The organism is uncultured Phascolarctobacterium sp., assembly GCF_937920985.1.
In the GTDB taxonomy this organism is placed as follows: domain Bacteria; phylum Bacillota; class Negativicutes; order Acidaminococcales; family Acidaminococcaceae; genus Phascolarctobacterium_A.
The window spans coordinates 14,048-30,163 of the sequence record NZ_CALDXR010000010.1 but is presented as its reverse complement, the minus strand read 5'-3'; the positions used below and the strand labels follow the sequence as shown (position 1 = coordinate 30,163).

Below are 16,116 nucleotides of genomic sequence, written 5' to 3'. Positions count from 1 at the left end.
TTCTTTTATCAAACTTCCTACACTTGAAAAGTGCGAACATAAAAACAGTTTCATCTATATCCTCCTTAATAAATTCCGATTTACCGGACTAAGCCTAGTATACCATATTCGCCAATTAAAGAACACCCCTATATAGGAGAATTCGGCTGTTTTATTGCGTACGTGTGTGCCAATCTCCCGTACGCACGTACGCAGCTATTTGCCCAAAACTCCCCCCATACAACCGTTTTCCCTCGGAGAGCCCACGGCACTTTGCAGACCGCAGGACTGAAAGTGTGTTATAGTGGGTTATTACACTTCCGCAGAAGTGCCTTTCCCTCGCCACAGACAGCTGGGTGCGCCTTTGTGAGAGCCTTTTATGCGGCTAACCCATATTGCCCATGGGCGATGTGAGAGGGGATTTCAAGGGGCGCAGCACCCTTGGCACACGACTTTGGTACAAAGTCTAGTGTGTTACACCTTGCCAGAGGTGTACACGTTCCTGAAATGCAAAAAGCCCCATACCCAACACCTTGACGGTGCGGACATGGGACTTGATGCTTCCTCGGCCTAGCCGGGTACTCTTAACCAATCCTGACTGGCAGTTGCCGTGTCATTTCTCGAAAACTGTTTTACGAACACCTGAAAATTCAGGAGGTCATTTTTTATTTGCTCTGCAATGCTTCCGCCAGCAGCTTTTCGTCGGCAATAGCCTGCGACAGCACCTGCTGCGTGTCCTCGCCCAAGCGAGGCGCACGCTTCCGCAGCGCAGCCGACGTTTCGCTCAGCTTCATGGCAAAGCCAAGCTGCCGGTAGCTGCCAAGCTCTGCATCCTCTACGTTCAGCACCATGTCGTTGGCCTTGGTCTGCTCCGCGTCCACCGCCTCGGCAAAATCCAGCACCGGCGTTACGCAGGTGTCCCTGCCAGCCAGCAGTTGCTCCCATTCGGGCAGCGTATGCTTGGCAAACTCCAGCGTCAGCTGCTGCTTTAGGTAGTCATGGTTAGCATCATCATCTATCAGATCCGTCATATCGGGGCGCTGCAACACAGCGCAGAGGTTGCTCCAGAACTTCTTTTCTAAGCAGCCCACCGCAAGGTAGCGTCCTTCCTTCGTTGCATAAATATTATAGTTGGCGTTGGCGCCTGTCAGCCAGTTGTTGCCGCGCTCCGCCACAAAACCGCTGCCGAAGTACAGGCTGGCAGCACCGGGCATCAGCGTCATCGCCACGTTATACAGCGAAATATCTATTTCCTGGCCCTCGCCCGTCATCTGTGCATGGCGCAGTGCAATCATAATGCTCATGCCCGCCGCCATCGACGCATTCATATCCGCCATCAGCACGCCCGGAATCGCAGGCTTGCCCTGCGCCTCACCGCTCATAGCGGTAATGCCTGCCAGGCTCACGTAACCGATATCGTGGTCGGCCTGCTTGGCGAGCGGTCCCTTTTTGCCGTAGCCCGTCAGCGAGCAGTAGATAATACGCGGATTCACCGCCTTCGCCGCCGCATAGTCAATACCCAGCTTCGTCAGTACGCCCGGACGATAGCTTTCCACCACCACGTCGGCAGTTTTCACCAGCTCCAGAAACGCCCTGCGTCCCGCATCCGCTTTCAGGTTAAGCACTACGCTCTTTTTATTGCGGTTCAGCTGCAGATGCCAGTAACCGAAATCCTTTAAAAACGGCGGAAAGCTGCGGGCATAATCTCCACGTCCCGGCTCCTCGATTTTGATAACCTCCGCGCCGAAATCGGCCAACAGCATCGTACAATACGGTCCCGGCAGCAGCCGTGACAAATCAAGCACACGAATACCCTCTAAAGCCTGCACAATAACGCCCCCTTAACAGCAGCATATTTTTAGACTGAGTTTTTATACTACCTGGAAGATATAGAATTTGAGATAATTTGTTTCCGGAACCTGCCACAGAATCGGATGGTCCGGAGATTGCTGACGCGCTTCAATCTGACGCAGAGAAACATTGGCATCATGCGCAGCGTCCTGCAGCATCTTCACAAACAGCTCCTCCTTCATAAAGTGCGAGCAGGAGCAGGTTGCCAGATAACCGCCGCGCGGCAGCAGCTTCATAGCCTTCAGATTGATTTCCTTGTAGCCGCGAATCGCATTCTTCACCGTGCTGCCGGATTTGGTGAACGCCGGCGGGTCCAGAATAATAAAGTCATATTCACGGGAATGCTTGTTGAACAAATCGCCCAGCAAATCAAAAACATTCGCCTGCAATCCGTGCATAACATCGGAGCAATTGTTAATCGCAGCGTTATGCTCCGCCATCTGCACTGCCTCCGCACTGATATCAACAGCGGTAACGCTGACAGCGCCGCCCTTGGCAGCATTCAGCGCAAAGGAACCGGTGTGGGTGAAGCAGTCCAGCACATGCTTGCCCTTGGCAATCTTGGCAATCGCCTGACGGTTATACTTCTGGTCGAGGAAGAAGCCGGTCTTCTGGCCGTTTTCTACATCAACCGTATACTCGATGCCGTTTTCGACAATCTCGGTAGTAACAGCGCCGGGTTCGGGGCACAAATCAGTAGCAAACCAGTGCTTGCCCTCCTCCATGCCCTCCAGCAGGCGGATTCTTACGTCGTTACGCTCGTACAGACCGCGGATTTCCTGTCCCATCTCGCGCAGAATTTTTATCAGCAGCTCAAACAGCATCTGCTTGCGCATTTCAATGCCCAGGGACAGGGTTTGCGTTACCAGCAGATCATTGTAGCGGTCTACGGTCAGGCCGGGGAACATATCCGCTTCGCCGAAAATCAGACGGCAGCAGTTAAAATCACGCTCGCCCATAACCGTCAGGCGGTAATCCAGCGCATAGCGCAGGCGGCGCTCCCAAAAGGCTTCGTCAAACTTATCATTAGTATTGGTGGAAATAATGCGCACACGGATTTTGGAATGGTCGTTCACAAAACCGGTGCCCAAATATTTGCCTTTGGACGTTACAACATCCACCAAGTCACCGTTGGCATAATCGCCTTCAATTTTAGTTACCTCTTCACCGAACACCCAGGGATGACCGCCGCGTGCAGCGCGTTCTCCCTTCGGGGTTACGAAAAATTTTGCATATTTACGCATATTCTACCTCACGATTTTTAGATTAGTTTTTCTTTAAGTATAGCATATTTCTCTCATTAGAAAAATACACTTTCTCCAAGACTTACACTTTGAGCCAAGGGATTAAAATTTAATAGAATTTACCGAGCGTTCCAGTACAGGAGCCAGTTTAGAAGCCAACTTGGCATTGAAAATATAGTCATAGGAAATGTAATTTCCGTCCTGTATAAAAATATAGGCAATACTGTGACTGGTAACATCATCAAAGCTGGTTTTAATACATGGTAAATTATTTACAACAGTAAATTCATTTTTGATATTTCTTGCTGTTCTGACCTCTGATTTTAACTGCTTAATAATCTTTTTTTCTAAGTCAGCCTGCTCTGCAGCCGAAAGATTAGCAAGAGATTGCGGATAATAGGCATATTTAGGATTATCAGCTATTTTCTGCACCATAATGCCCGTCATCATATCATCATTACTACCTAACATTTGATGGTCAAAGGCAGCTCCTGAATTATACACATCTTCCGGCAGCTCATAGCTATACCTATTGTCAGGAGTAGCAAAACGTTTCCATTTAGTACCAATCTTAATAGAAGCAATCATCTCATTCATGGTTGATGCCTTGAATTTTTCATAAACGTCAGCCTCAACAGTAAAACGAATATCAATCATATCATTAGCAGTAAAAATTGTATAGTTATCCATTATAAAATCAGGTGTTTTAGGCTGGGCATTAATTTTGCTGACAACATGCAGTGTTTTTCTGCCATCCAGCTTAATGATTTTGTTTTCTATAAGCTCAGCATCCTTTTCTGTAGCTATTTCCTTCTTCAGTTCAGCAAGTACTTCATCTATAAATTTAGCAGAATTAGGACCAGATTTATCTATAGGAGTTACATAGATAAACATTTGCACATTAGAATAGTTTACTTGAAAAATTTTCTCATTATCGGGCGTATACTCACCTTTAGCCAAAAAGCCTGCAGGCATCAGCATAGAAATGGCATTTTTCTCATCGTTAAAAAGCTGCTTGGATTGCTGTACGGATACCTGATTATTTGCAACTGACATTTCCGCCTGCACCGCTGCTTCGGTCGGACTGCAGACATTAAGTGGAATAAAGGCTAGCATAGCGGCAATTAAAATTCTTTTAAACATTGTACCATCTCCTCATATAAGATACTTTAAGTATAGCATATTTTGCAGGCAGATGCACAGAAAACAGCTCTGCTCTTTGCCTGCGCTTTTGTGAACAGCATATCCTGAAAACAACAACATACACATGACGTAATAGCTCTTCATCTAATATTGTAAGGAGCAGACTGTCTGACAGTTTTTCAACACATAAAAAAGCTGTCGCACTTTGACATGCGACAGCAGTTTTGCTTTGCTTAGAACGCTGCAACAACAGCACCTTTGTATTTGTCTTCGATGAACTTTTTAACTTCGGGAGAACGCAGAGCATTCATCAGCTTCTGGATTTCCGGACGGTTTTCGTCGCCCTTGCGAACAGCTACGATGTTAGCATACGGAGATTCCTTCGGCTCGGTGAACAGAGAATCCTTCACCGGATTCAGCTTAGCTTCCATAGCAAAGTTGGAGTTGATAACGGACAAATCAGTATCATCCATGGAACGCGGCAGCAGAGCAGCTTCGATTTCCACAATCTTCAGCTTCTTGTCGTTGCCAACGATATCGCCTACGGTAGCCTTAACGCCAACGCCATCTTTCAGCTTCAGCAGCTTAGCGCTTTGCAGCAGAGCCAGCGCACGGCCGCCGTTGGACGGGTCGTTCGGAATAGCAATTTTAGCGCCTTCGGGGATATCATTCAGAGATTTGATTTTCTTGGAATAAATACCCATCGGCTCGATATGTACCTTGCCTGCGGATACAAGATTCATCTTGCGCTCGGAAACGAAGGTATCCAGATAAGGCTCATGCTGGAAGAAGTTGGCATCCAGCTCCTTATCGTTCAAAGCCAGGTTCGGTTTAACATAATCGCTGAATTCGATAATCTGCAGGTCTACGCCCTCTTTAGCCAGAGTGCCTTTAATCTGGTTCAGGATTTCAGCGTGCGGTACAGCGGTAGCGCCAACCTTCAAAGTAACCTTTTTGTCAGCACCATTGTCTGCCTTTTTGTCTCCGCCGCCGCAGCCTGCAGCAACAACTGCCAGGCTTACTAATGCCAGTAATGCAACTAATAATTTTTTCATCTTTTCTTACTCCCTTTCTTTATTTAACACGTCTTGCAAAACATCCGCCTAAGAAAAAAACTCCTTCAGAGGAAGGAGCCGGTCTTCCTCTCATCTTTCAAGATTGCACTTGCAGGATGTAGCACCATAACATTTGTCTGGTTGCCGGGCATCATAGGGCCTGTTCCCTCCGCCACTCTTGATAAGAGCGTGTTATTAAGATGTGAGTAATAATATATTATCCTAGTGTCTTTGTCAACATTAATTGCAAAAAAAAATTAAGGGCAGAAATCCTGCCCTTAATCTGTTAAAATTGTTACTCTTTTCTGTACTTGGCAATACCAACTTTATAGAAGTCATTACCCTCGCTGTCGATGCAGACGATTGCCGGGAAATCCTTAACCTCGTATCTGCGGATAGCCTCCGGTCCCAGATCCTCGTAAGCAATCATGGTTTCGCTCTTGATGGATCGGGTGATAACAGCAGCAGCACCGCCTACAGCAACGAAATAAACAGCGCCATGCTTCGCGCAGGCATCAATAACCTCCTGGCTGCGCAGACCTTTGCCAATCATGCCGCGCATGCCCTGCTCGATCATGGTCGGAGTGTATTTGTCCATACGGCCGCTGGTGGTGGGGCCGGCACTGCCGACAACCTCGCCCGGTTTTGCAGGAGTAGGACCAACGTAATAAATAACATTATTGGTCAGGTCCAAAGGCAGCTTTTCGCCGCGCTCCAGCGCTTCATACAAACGCTTGTGAGCAGCGTCGCGTGCAGTGTAGATATAACCGCTGATGCGTACAACGTCGCCTGCATGCAGGTCTTTGACAGTTTCTTCGGTCAGCGGAGCATTGATATATTTGATTACAGCTTCTTCACTCATCTTCAGGCGCCTCCTTTAAATTTCTGCTTCAGCCTTGCGTGCCTGGTGGCAGTTCAGGTTTACAGCGCAGGGCATACCGCCGATATGGGTATGGGTAAATTCAACATTTACAGCCAGAGCGGTAGTGCTGCCGCCTAAGCCAGAAGGACCTACGCCGGTTTTGTTTACCAGCTCCAGCAGCTCGTCCTCCAGTGCCGCATAGCGCTCATCCTTGTTGTGCTCGCCTACGGTACGGGTCAGCGCGTATTTAGCCAGAATAGCGGCGCGCTCCATGTTGCCGCCGATGCCTACACCGACGGTAATCGGCGGACAGGGGTTCGGGCCTGCTGCACGCACGGTATCAACAACAAATTTTTTGATGCCTTCAACGCCATCTGCCGGCTTCAGCATTTTCAAAGCGCCCATGTTTTCGCTGCCGCAGCCTTTCGGGCAAACGATAATTTTAACCTTTTCACCGGGAACAATCTTGGTGTGGATGATTGCCGGAGTATTATCACCGGAATTTTTACGATCAAATACCGGGTCGCCTACAGAGGATTTACGCAGATAGCCTTCAGTGTAGCCCTTTGCTACGCCTGCATGAATAGCAGTATACAAATCGCCGTCAACGAAATGCACTTCCTGACCGATTTCCAGAAATACTACAGTCAGACCGGTATCCTGACACAGAGGAACAGCTTTTTTCTTAGCCAGCTCGAAGTTCTCAATCAAGGTAGCAAGGATTTCCCTGCCTAAAGGAGATTCTTCTTCAACAGCGGCATTTCTGATTTTATCCATCATCTCCTGCGGGAGATAGTAGCAGGAATCCATGCACAGCTTGGCAATAACATCAGTGACTTCACTAACCTTTATTTCTCTCATGTTTTCATCCTCCTAAGCTCACATTGTCATTGTGAGAATAATATTTGTATACTGCGGCTTAACGGCCGATGCGTTTAGCAGTATTGGCTCTTACAACCTCAGGATCTACAATTTTGCGTGCCAGGCCATTTTCAATAGCAACCTTAGCAACAGCGGCAGCAACTGCCGGAGCAACACGCGGGTCAAAAGCGTCAGGTACTACATAGTCCTCACGCAGGTCTTTTTCATCAATCAGGTCGGCAATAGCATAAACAGCGGCAACCTTCATCTCCTCGGTGATAGCGCGTGCGCGTACATCAATAGCACCGCGGAATACGCCCGGGAATACGGTTACGTTGTTAACCTGGTTCGGTCTGTCGCTGCGGCCGGTGCCGGCAACTGCAACGCCTGCTTCCTTAGCAGCATCATAGCTGGTTTCCGGAACAGGGTTAGCCAGAGCAAAAACAATAGCCTTGTCAGCCATGCTCTGCATAATTTCTTTGGTGAATACGTTCGGAGCGGAAGCACCGATCATAACGTCCGCACCCTTGGCAACATCAGCAAGAGTACCCTGCTTATGCTCTTTATTGGTTACGGTAGCCAGATAGCTTTGGATGCGGTCCAGCTTAGCGTCGATGCCTTCATACAGAGCGCCGAAGCGGTCAACCATGATTACATTTTGTGCGCCCATGTTTACCAGCAGACGGCCGATAGCACTGCCGGCAGCACCGCAGCCGTTGACAACGAATTTAGCGGTAGCAATGTCTTTTTTAACAAAGCGCAGTGCGCCCAGTACAGCAGACAGGCAGGCAATAGCGGTACCATGCTGGTCATCGTGGAATACAGGAATGTCGCAGATTTCTTTCAGCTTATCTTCGATTTCATAGCATTTGGGAGAGGAAATATCCTCCAGGTTAACGCCTGCATAGTTAGGCTGCAGCAGCTTAACGGTGCGGATGAATTCGTCCGGATCTTTGGTATCGAGGCAAACAGGCACAGCGTCAACATCGCCGAAGGTTTTGAACAGTGCAGCCTTGCCTTCCATTACCGGCATAGCAGCTTCGGGACCGATGTCGCCCAAGCCAAGTACACGGGTACCGTCGGTAATAATAGCAACCATGTTGCCGCGGCAGGTATATTCAAAGGAGAGGTTTTTGTCCTCCTTGATATCCTTGCAAGGTTCAGCTACACCCGGGGTATAGGCAATAGCCAAATCATGACGGGTTGCAATAGGCACCTTGCTTACTACAGCAATTTTGCCATTATTATCCATATGTAATTTAAGAGCTTCTTCACGCAGAGTCATTGTCATCTTTTTTTCCTCCCAAAAGTTCCCGACGTAAGCTGTCTAAAAAATCATTAGCTCCGTCCAATAAATAGTATACACTTATTGTATATTAAACTACCCTGTTTTGCAAGATGTTTTCTGTGTAATCTACATCATTTTAAGGAATTGTCAAAAGATTTTTGCTTACTGCGCAAAATTTTCTTAACCAAAGAATCAGACCTTGAAGAATTCCACCTGCGGTGTCTGTCCCGCCTGCAGCGTAAGCACTGCAAAGCAAGGCTCCGAGCCGCCGCGTGGGCGGGACGGACTGCCTGGATTCACCAGCAGCGTTTCCGCATAATATTCGGCCATCGGCACATGCGTATGCCCGAACACCACGATATCCTGCCCCAGCTGCTTGGCCCAATAACCCAAATCAGCCTGCACATTTCTTTCTATATATCTGTGTCCGTGCGTCAGCCAGATTTTGTAGCCTTCTATTTCCAGGTACTCGTCAAATTTACTGCCGTCATCCAGTAAATCGCAGTTACCTCGCACACGCACAGTTTTGATGCCTGTCGCATCATGCAGACGGTTGGCGTCAGCCGCATAATCGCCTGTATGCAGCCACAGCTCGATAGGCGGTGTCTGCTGCAGAATGCGGCGAATCGCCTGCGCACTGCCGTGCGTATCACCCGTAATGCCTATTCTCATTTCTTTTTGCTCCAGATAGCAACCAGCTTACGGATTGCCTTACCGCGATGACTGATTTTGTTTTTCTCCTGCATAGTAGCCTCTGCCATACCCTTGTGCAGCTCGGTAGACCAGAACAGCGGATCGTAGCCGAAGCCGTTTTCACCCAGAGGCTCATGCAGCAGCATACCGTCGCAGATGCCGTCTACCTCATTGAGCACCTTGCCATCGGGCTGTGCTACGCACAGCGCACAGCGGAAGCGGCAGGTACGCTTAACCTGAAACTTCATGTTGTGCAGCAGCAGGTTGTTGTTGTCCTCGTCGCTGGCCTTTTCGCCGGCATAGCGCGCACTGCGCACACCGGGAGCACCGTCCAGTGCCTGAACCTCCAGGCCGGAATCATCGGCGATGCAGGGCTTGCCCAGCTTCTTTGCATAATAGGTAGCCTTTTGGCGGGCATTGGCAGCAAAGGTGCGGCCTGTTTCCGCCGGTGCTTCTACTGCATCAAAATCTGCCAGATATTTGATTTCAATCGGCAAATCCTTCATTAAAGACTTAAACTCTTCCACCTTGCCCTGATTATGGGTAGCTACAACCAATTCATTAATCATTATTTAACCTCGATTCTTAGCTTAGGACGCATATTTATTCGGCAGCGTCCTAATGCTTATTATTTATAGATTTTCTACTGTGCCTGTGGCAATATCCTGCACCAGCACATACTGCCAGCGGCCGCGCTTCTTTTCTGCCAGCGCTGCATCGTAGGCCTTTTGTCGGCAATGCGGACAGATTTCGCGCGTCAGGCAGGTAATGAAAGCACTCTGGTCGCCAAAGCGCGTCCCTTCGGCCGCCGTCTGCAGGATAAAATAACCGCGGCAGGCCTTGCGTTCGCAATAATGCACGCTTTCCACCTGCTCCTCGCGGATTCCCTCCTCATCGTAGTAGATATGCTTGCTGCGCTGCCAGATATTACCGCATTTCGCCAGCAATTCCTTGCTCGTGCTCTCACGCTTGAAGTACAAATCGCCGACCTCGGCAATAAGCTGGTCTACGCGCTTGTTGCAGCGCTCATCCTGCGGGCGCAGTCCGCGCAGATCAGGCTCCACCACCTTGCTGTAATCCATGCCTGCCATCGCCAGAATAATACCGGTGTTGACATAAGGCAGGGCGCTTTCAATCGAATAACCGCCCTCCAGCACCGCAATATCCGCCTGCAGCTTATCCGCCAGACGCGCATAGCCCTGCGCCGTCACCTGCATGGAAGCCAGCGGGTCGCTGAAATGGTTATCCTGTCCGGCGCTGTTGATAATCAGCTCCGGCTGAAAGTCCTCCAGAATATGCGTGATTAAGCCGTCATACAGACGGTGCAGTCCTTCGTCGCCTGTTCCCGGCAGCAAGGGCAGATTGATGTTCGTGCCCCAGGCCGCAGGACTGCCTGCTTCATTAGGAAAGCCTGTGCCCGGATACAAGGTGCGCCCGTCCTGATGGAAGGAGATATACAGCGTATCGGGATCATGATAGAACACATCCTGCGAACCGTCGCCGTGATGCACGTCGGTATCCACAACAGCAATCCTACGGATATTATACCTGCTACGTAAATATTCTACCATTATTGCTTCAATATTAATAGTACAAAAACCACGGATTCCGTGTACCACACGCATAGCGTGGTGTCCCGGCGGACGCACGAGAGCAAAGGCACGCTGCACCTCCCGCTGCATTACGGCGTCGGCAGCCGCCAGACAGCCTCCCGCAGAGGTCAGATGCGCCGGCGTAATCAGGCGCGCAATCGACGGCACACCTACATGCGCGCGCTGCAAATCCTCGAATTCAGCAAGACGCGGACGATATTCCTTAATCTCCTCGCAGTCGAAGAGGCCTTCCTCCTCCAGCTGGTCGCGCGTATATAATAAGCGCTCCTGCCGTTCGGGGTGACCGGGGCTGATCATCCAGTCAAACGCAGGGAAAAATACTAATCCCAAGGTATTCTTTGCCATCAGAAGCTCACCTCCCTGCCGCTAACCTTATAGAGAATTCCCGGCTTCAGCTGCATACGCAGGCTGTAAATATCGCCGGTTTCGTAATAGCCGTGTACTGTATGAAAATGCTCGTAGCTGATAAGCTCCGTTTCCTGGTCGGGCAGCTGCCACTGCGCCGTCTGCTCCCGCAGCCAGCTTGCGAGCAGCTCCTCTGCCGCCTGCTTATTAAAGCGTCGCGGCAGGCTTTCGCGTTTTCCGCCCTCAGGAATAATATAATAGCCATCGGTAGTGTCCGCTCTGAGTCCTGCGCTCAGCGTCGGCCTTGCTACAGATGCACCGATAGCATTCGCCACCATCGCTCCGGCAGGAATATCCACCGGCAGCGCCATAGCCTCGCCCAACGCCCTGATTAAGCCCGGTGCGCCGCCGCCGACGCCAATCAGCTGCTGCGGGATGAATTCCGTGCCCTTGATAACATCGTTAACCGTATATACGGGCTGCTTGGCCCATTCGTCCAGCATTTCCCGAATCGTCGTTTTAATCTGCTCAACAGCGGCAGCCACAATCCTGCGTGCTTCCGCCTGCGGCTCGCCGCCCAAAGCGGCAATCGCCGCCTGCGCCCGCTCTTCATCACCGAAATGCACATAACCTGCGGTAATCAGCGCATCGCTCAGCGTCGCTATGCTGCCGCCGACAGCGGCAGCGGGACCTTCGCGCTCAGGACCGACAACATAACCGTTTTCCGTCTTATGCAGCCTGCTGTCGCCGCCGATGCCGATGCTGCGCATATGAAAGGCGCGCACCGCCGTAGGATAACCGGCAACCGTCGCACCCTTGCTGGCCATCAGCGGCAGGCCGTTCTCCCAGAAGGCAATGTCGGTAGTAGTGCCGCCCACATCCAGCGAAATGCTGTTAACCTCGGGAGCACACAGCGCCTCTATGCCCAGTACGGAAGCCGCAGGACCGGTAAACACAGCCTCCACCGGCTGCTGCAAGGCTGCCTCTAGCGGCAGCGTACCGCCGTCCGCCTTCAGAATATGCACCGGAGCGCTGATGTCGCGCTCTGCCAAAGCACGTTCCACGCGCCTGCAGAAACGGGTGAAAAGCTCATAAACCTGCGCGGAAAAATACGCAGAATTGCTGCGGCGCACAAAGTTCAGCTCACCGCTCAGCTCGCTGCCCAAAAACACCTTGCTGTAGCCGCATTTTTTCAGCTCATGCTCCGCCTGATATTCCAGCTGCGGGTTACGCACGGAAAACTTGCCGCTCACCGCGCACACGCCGCTGCCCTTGCGCCGCAGCAGCTCCTGATGCCTGCTCCAATCGATATTGGCCGTAATCTTGCCACGATGGTCAACATAACCCGACAGATAATACGGTGTTACCGGCAGATGTCCCTTGACGTTCATGCCCGGTCCGGCGATAATTGCCAAAAACACCGGCGGCAAGCTGCCCTCGGTCAAAGCGTTGGTCACGATAGTGCTGGATATTACCACACGCTCCAGCTCCTGCGCCATCCCCGGCTGCAGCACCGCATCCAGCGCCGCCAGCACGCACTGCAGCACATCGTCATGCGTCGTCGCGCGTTTGGCCTGCGCCACCACCTCGCCCTGCCGCAGCACTACGGCATCCGTAAAGGTTCCGCCTACATCAATACCTAACAGCATTGCTTCATCCCTCCTTCGTTTAAACCAGAGTATCAATGCGTATTCTTTTAACCTATACTATATTTACGTTCACCAAGCTAATAACAGACAGTCTATATTAATTATATTATATCATGTTGCCAAACGCCATGCTAAGAAAATTCCTTTCTATAATTATATGCAACACACCAGCAAGCGTTTGCGGGCAGAAAAAAAGACGTAAGCTCCGTTGCTTACGCCTTGTAATTATTATTGGCATCCGGGTGGGGTAATCCTGCAGACATTTTATATTTCTGATAATGTCCTGCATCTGCGATTGCCGGATGTAAGTTGCCGCCGCTTAAATTTAACTAGGCTCTCAAAAGAGCATCATAGTAAACCAGGCTGGCAGCACCGCATAAAGATAAAATGACAGTACTCAAAATAATTAGATATTTTTTCTCCATTTTAATTCTCCTCTACACACAAAACCCATCTCTGTGTGTGAGGCTATTATAAAATAGGCTCTGCCCATAGTCAAGTTAAATGTTATAACGATTTGTTATATTTAATATTCCTGCCTGGCCTATATCAAATTCGCCGTTACCGCAGCCTGCGAGAGCATTTATTTCTCTTTAGCTTGCTAAAAACAGGATAATAGCTTATACTATATACTATTATTGTATTAGTAAGGGAGACGATATGTATTATGGAACGTGAGAGCTTCTCTTCACGCTTGGGATTTATCCTGATTTCTGCCGGCTGTGCCATTGGTTTAGGCAACGTCTGGCGCTTTCCTTTCGTCACAGGTCAATATGGCGGCGCATCCTTTGTGCTCATCTACCTGTGCTTCCTGCTGCTGTTGGGCCTGCCCATCATGGTAGCAGAATTCGCTGTCGGCCGCGCCAGCAGACGCAGTCCGGCAAAATCCTTCGACACACTGGAGCCGAAGGGAACTAAATGGCATCTGTTCAAATATGTAACTATTGCCGGCAACATCATCCTCATGATGTTCTACACCACCGTCAGCGGCTGGATGCTTTATTTCCTTTATAAAATGGCTGTCGGTGACCTTTCCGGTCTGGACGCTCAGGGCATCAAAGGCGTTTTCGGTGCTTTGCTGCAGGACCCGGCAACTATGGCCGGCAATATGGCTATCATCATCATGCTCTGCTTCAGCGTCTGCTACCTGGGCGTTCGCAACGGCGTTGAACGCATCACCAAGGTTATGATGGCCTTCCTCATCGTGCTGATGGTTGTGCTTGCAGCCAACTCCATGCTGCTTCCGGGCAGTGAAGCCGGCCTCAAGTATTACCTCTACCCGGACTTCGACAAAATTGCCGAGCACGGTGTACGCGAGGTAATCTTCGCCGCTATGGGCCAGGCCTTCTTCACACTGAGCATCGGCATGGGCTCTCTGTCCATCTTCGGCAGCTACATCGGCAAGGAGCAGAAGCTCACCAACGAAGCGCTGTGGATTATGTTCCTCGATACCTTCGTAGCAATCGTTGCCGGTCTGATTATTTTCCCGGCATGCTTCAGCTTCGGTATCCAGCCGGATGCAGGCCCGAACCTGCTCTTCATCACCCTGCCCAACGTATTCAACGCTATGAACGGCGGACGTATCTGGGGCACCCTTTTCTTCCTCTTCATGCTCTTTGCGGCAATGTCCACTGTTATTGCCGTATTCGAAATGATTATCTCCAGCATCTGCGAGCTGACCGGCGGTGACCGCCGTCGCCTCATCCCCTTTGCTGTTATCGGCATGATTCTGCTGTCCCTGCCCTGCGTTTTCGGCTTCAATATCTGGAGTGGCTTTGAGCCTCTGGGCAAAGGCACCTGCGTGCTGGATCTGGAAGACTTCCTCGTCAGCAACAATATCCTGCCTCTGGGCAGCCTCATCTTCCTAGCCTTCTGCACTACCCGCTACGGCTGGGGCTGGAACAAATTCATTGAAGAGGTTGATACCGGCAAAGGCATAGGCTTCCCGAAATGGATGCGCTTCTATGCAACCTACATTCTGCCGCTGATTGTCCTGTACATCTTCTTCAACGGCTATTACGCCATCTTCTTCAAATAAGATAAATTGGGGTGTCCTGTAGCGTCAAACCCAATTTTACACATTTCTATAACGCGAAACGAGCACTACCTGCATACCCTGCAAGTAGTGCTCGTTTGATTATGTCAATTATACTTGTACAGCTCTGCTCCACTGATGAGCTCATACTCAGAACTGGTAAAGTCAAAACCAGATAGAGCCACAAAACCAAGCCTACTAACCTCCATAAAGCTCAACACATTTTTCAGCTGCTGCACTTCAGCCTCTGCCTCCGCCCTCGAAAAAGTCTTATCGTAATACTTCACTTCATAAAATGCATAACCATTCTTCAGCTCTAAAACACAATCAAATTCGCCGCTACGTCTTTCCTTAGGCATATCATACCAAAAAGTTCCGATATCATACACATCTGACCTTTTGCCTTCTCGCAACTGTCTGGAAAAATACTCTCTGACAATGGCTTCATACCGGTGCGAAATAAATGTCTTGATGCTGCTCTTTATATACAGCTCATAAAAATTTTTAGTACCGATTCTTGCAATAACATCACGCTTATTATAGATATAGGCATAATAAAAACGCACCAGATTATCACTAATCTCATAGAAAGTCTTTTTCTTATCATTTTTCTTGTTAATCGGATAAATCTTTTGAATAATCTCCATCTCCAATAAATTTTTCAATTGCTTGTCTAAGCTGCCATTGGAATTGCCGGAAATCAGCTGTTCAATTTCTCCATACCTTTTCTTGCCATTAGCCAAAGCAGACAAAATCATATTAGCATTCGCCACCTTAGATAGCTCCGCCAATAAAATATATTCCATATAGATGCTGACAGGACTATTTGCATTGAGCAGCAATCGTTCAATATTACCCTCTAAATTCTCTTCCTCATTAATAAGTACATTAACAAATGGACTGCCACCAAACACTGCATATAATGCTGGTTTTGCAGAAGCTGAAAGCTCTGCATAAAATAAAGATGCATCATAATAATCAAAAGGCCTGATATGCAGAATTAAAGAAAATCTGCCAAACAGCGGATTTTCTTGTTGAAGCAATTCTTTCATCATGCCAACATATGAACCAAGCAGTACAAGATCTATATTATTTTTTAAGCTGTCAACAATTCTCTGAAACAGCGAATCTATGTAATGAGCGTCACTTGTTTTCTTCAAATATGTATATTCATCAATAATAATGATGACTTTTTCCTGCTGCGACCCCAAAAATTCAAACAGCTCCTCGAAATCGACAAAATGTAAAAATTTATTATTATAGCAAGCCTTCACCTTCGCCTCAAGACTTCTTAAATTATCTTCTAGAGAAGTCATGAGACACTCATAATAAATAACTTTGCAAGCTATATTCTTTATAGCTTCTAAAATTAGCGTACTTTTACCAACTCTGCGCCTGCCATAAAGCATCACTGCCTGCTTACCTGGCTTAGCAAAAACTTCTGTTAATTGCTGTAACTCTGCTTCTCTACCGACAAACATCCTGTAACCTCCTTTTA

13 protein-coding genes and 1 riboswitch are annotated in these 16,116 nt (G+C 49.1%); of the genes, 1 reads left to right on the top strand and 12 read right to left on the bottom strand.

Annotated features, from left to right (window positions below):
- Positions 1-644: 644 nt before the first annotated feature.
- The 11 genes from Q0612_RS01615 to Q0612_RS01565 form a co-directional block, all read right to left on the bottom strand.
- The gene (locus Q0612_RS01615; protein ID WP_298879875.1) at positions 645-1,808 is read right to left on the bottom strand and encodes a CaiB/BaiF CoA-transferase family protein; all 1,164 of its coding nucleotides are present in this window, start codon (positions 1,806-1,808) and stop codon (positions 645-647) included.
- A 42-nt stretch (positions 1,809-1,850) separates the two neighbouring features.
- A complete protein-coding gene (locus Q0612_RS01610) occupies positions 1,851-3,074 on the bottom strand; it encodes a class I SAM-dependent rRNA methyltransferase (RefSeq protein WP_298879873.1) in 1,224 nt (407 codons plus the stop codon).
- Positions 3,075-3,176: 102 nt separating this feature from the next.
- A complete protein-coding gene (locus Q0612_RS01605; protein WP_298879871.1) occupies positions 3,177-4,217 on the bottom strand; it encodes a hypothetical protein in 1,041 nt (346 codons plus the stop codon).
- Positions 4,218-4,450: 233 nt separating this feature from the next.
- Complete coding sequence (locus Q0612_RS01600; RefSeq protein WP_276865251.1) at positions 4,451-5,272, bottom strand: MetQ/NlpA family ABC transporter substrate-binding protein; 822 nt, start codon at positions 5,270-5,272, stop codon at positions 4,451-4,453.
- A gap of 87 nt (positions 5,273-5,359) precedes the next feature.
- A riboswitch (SAM riboswitch) is annotated at positions 5,360-5,460 on the bottom strand.
- 107 nt (positions 5,461-5,567) lie between these two features.
- On the bottom strand, positions 5,568-6,134 hold the full coding sequence (locus tag Q0612_RS01595; RefSeq protein WP_298879867.1) for a Fe-S-containing hydro-lyase: 567 nt from the start codon (positions 6,132-6,134) through the stop codon (positions 5,568-5,570).
- A gap of 15 nt (positions 6,135-6,149) precedes the next feature.
- Positions 6,150-6,995, bottom strand: a complete 846-nt coding sequence (locus tag Q0612_RS01590; RefSeq protein WP_009145044.1) for a fumarate hydratase — start codon at positions 6,993-6,995, stop codon at positions 6,150-6,152.
- Positions 6,996-7,053: 58 nt separating this feature from the next.
- Entirely contained in the window at positions 7,054-8,280 is a 1,227-nt protein-coding gene (locus tag Q0612_RS01585; RefSeq protein WP_367181677.1) for an NADP-dependent malic enzyme, read from the bottom strand.
- A 195-nt stretch (positions 8,281-8,475) separates the two neighbouring features.
- Positions 8,476-8,955 carry a metallophosphoesterase gene (locus Q0612_RS01580; RefSeq protein ID WP_009145046.1) on the bottom strand — a complete coding sequence of 160 codons (480 nt, stop codon included), beginning with the start codon at positions 8,953-8,955 and terminating at the stop codon, positions 8,476-8,478.
- Positions 8,952-9,545 carry an XTP/dITP diphosphatase gene (locus tag Q0612_RS01575; RefSeq protein ID WP_210684688.1) on the bottom strand — a complete coding sequence of 198 codons (594 nt, stop codon included), beginning with the start codon at positions 9,543-9,545 and terminating at the stop codon, positions 8,952-8,954. Before Q0612_RS01575 ends, Q0612_RS01580 begins: the two co-directional genes overlap by 4 nt.
- A 63-nt stretch (positions 9,546-9,608) precedes the next feature.
- Complete coding sequence (locus Q0612_RS01570) at positions 9,609-10,934, bottom strand: histone deacetylase (RefSeq protein ID WP_298879863.1); 1,326 nt, start codon at positions 10,932-10,934, stop codon at positions 9,609-9,611.
- Positions 10,934-12,583, bottom strand: coding sequence for a hydantoinase/oxoprolinase family protein (locus tag Q0612_RS01565; RefSeq protein ID WP_298879861.1), 1,650 nt, complete (start codon positions 12,581-12,583; stop codon positions 10,934-10,936). The genes Q0612_RS01570 and Q0612_RS01565 overlap by 1 nt, the downstream gene beginning before the upstream one ends.
- A 667-nt stretch (positions 12,584-13,250) precedes the next feature.
- On the opposite strand from Q0612_RS01565, the gene Q0612_RS01560 reads away from it, so the two are divergent.
- The gene (locus tag Q0612_RS01560; RefSeq protein WP_298879859.1) at positions 13,251-14,621 is read left to right on the top strand and encodes a sodium-dependent transporter; all 1,371 of its coding nucleotides are present in this window, start codon (positions 13,251-13,253) and stop codon (positions 14,619-14,621) included.
- A 104-nt stretch (positions 14,622-14,725) separates the two neighbouring features.
- Here the strand turns inward: Q0612_RS01560 and Q0612_RS01555 are convergent, their stop codons facing one another.
- Positions 14,726-16,099: an ATP-binding protein gene (locus Q0612_RS01555; RefSeq protein WP_298879857.1), complete on the bottom strand. Its 1,374-nt coding sequence runs from the start codon at positions 16,097-16,099 to the stop codon at positions 14,726-14,728.
- Positions 16,100-16,116: the final 17 nt, after the last annotated feature.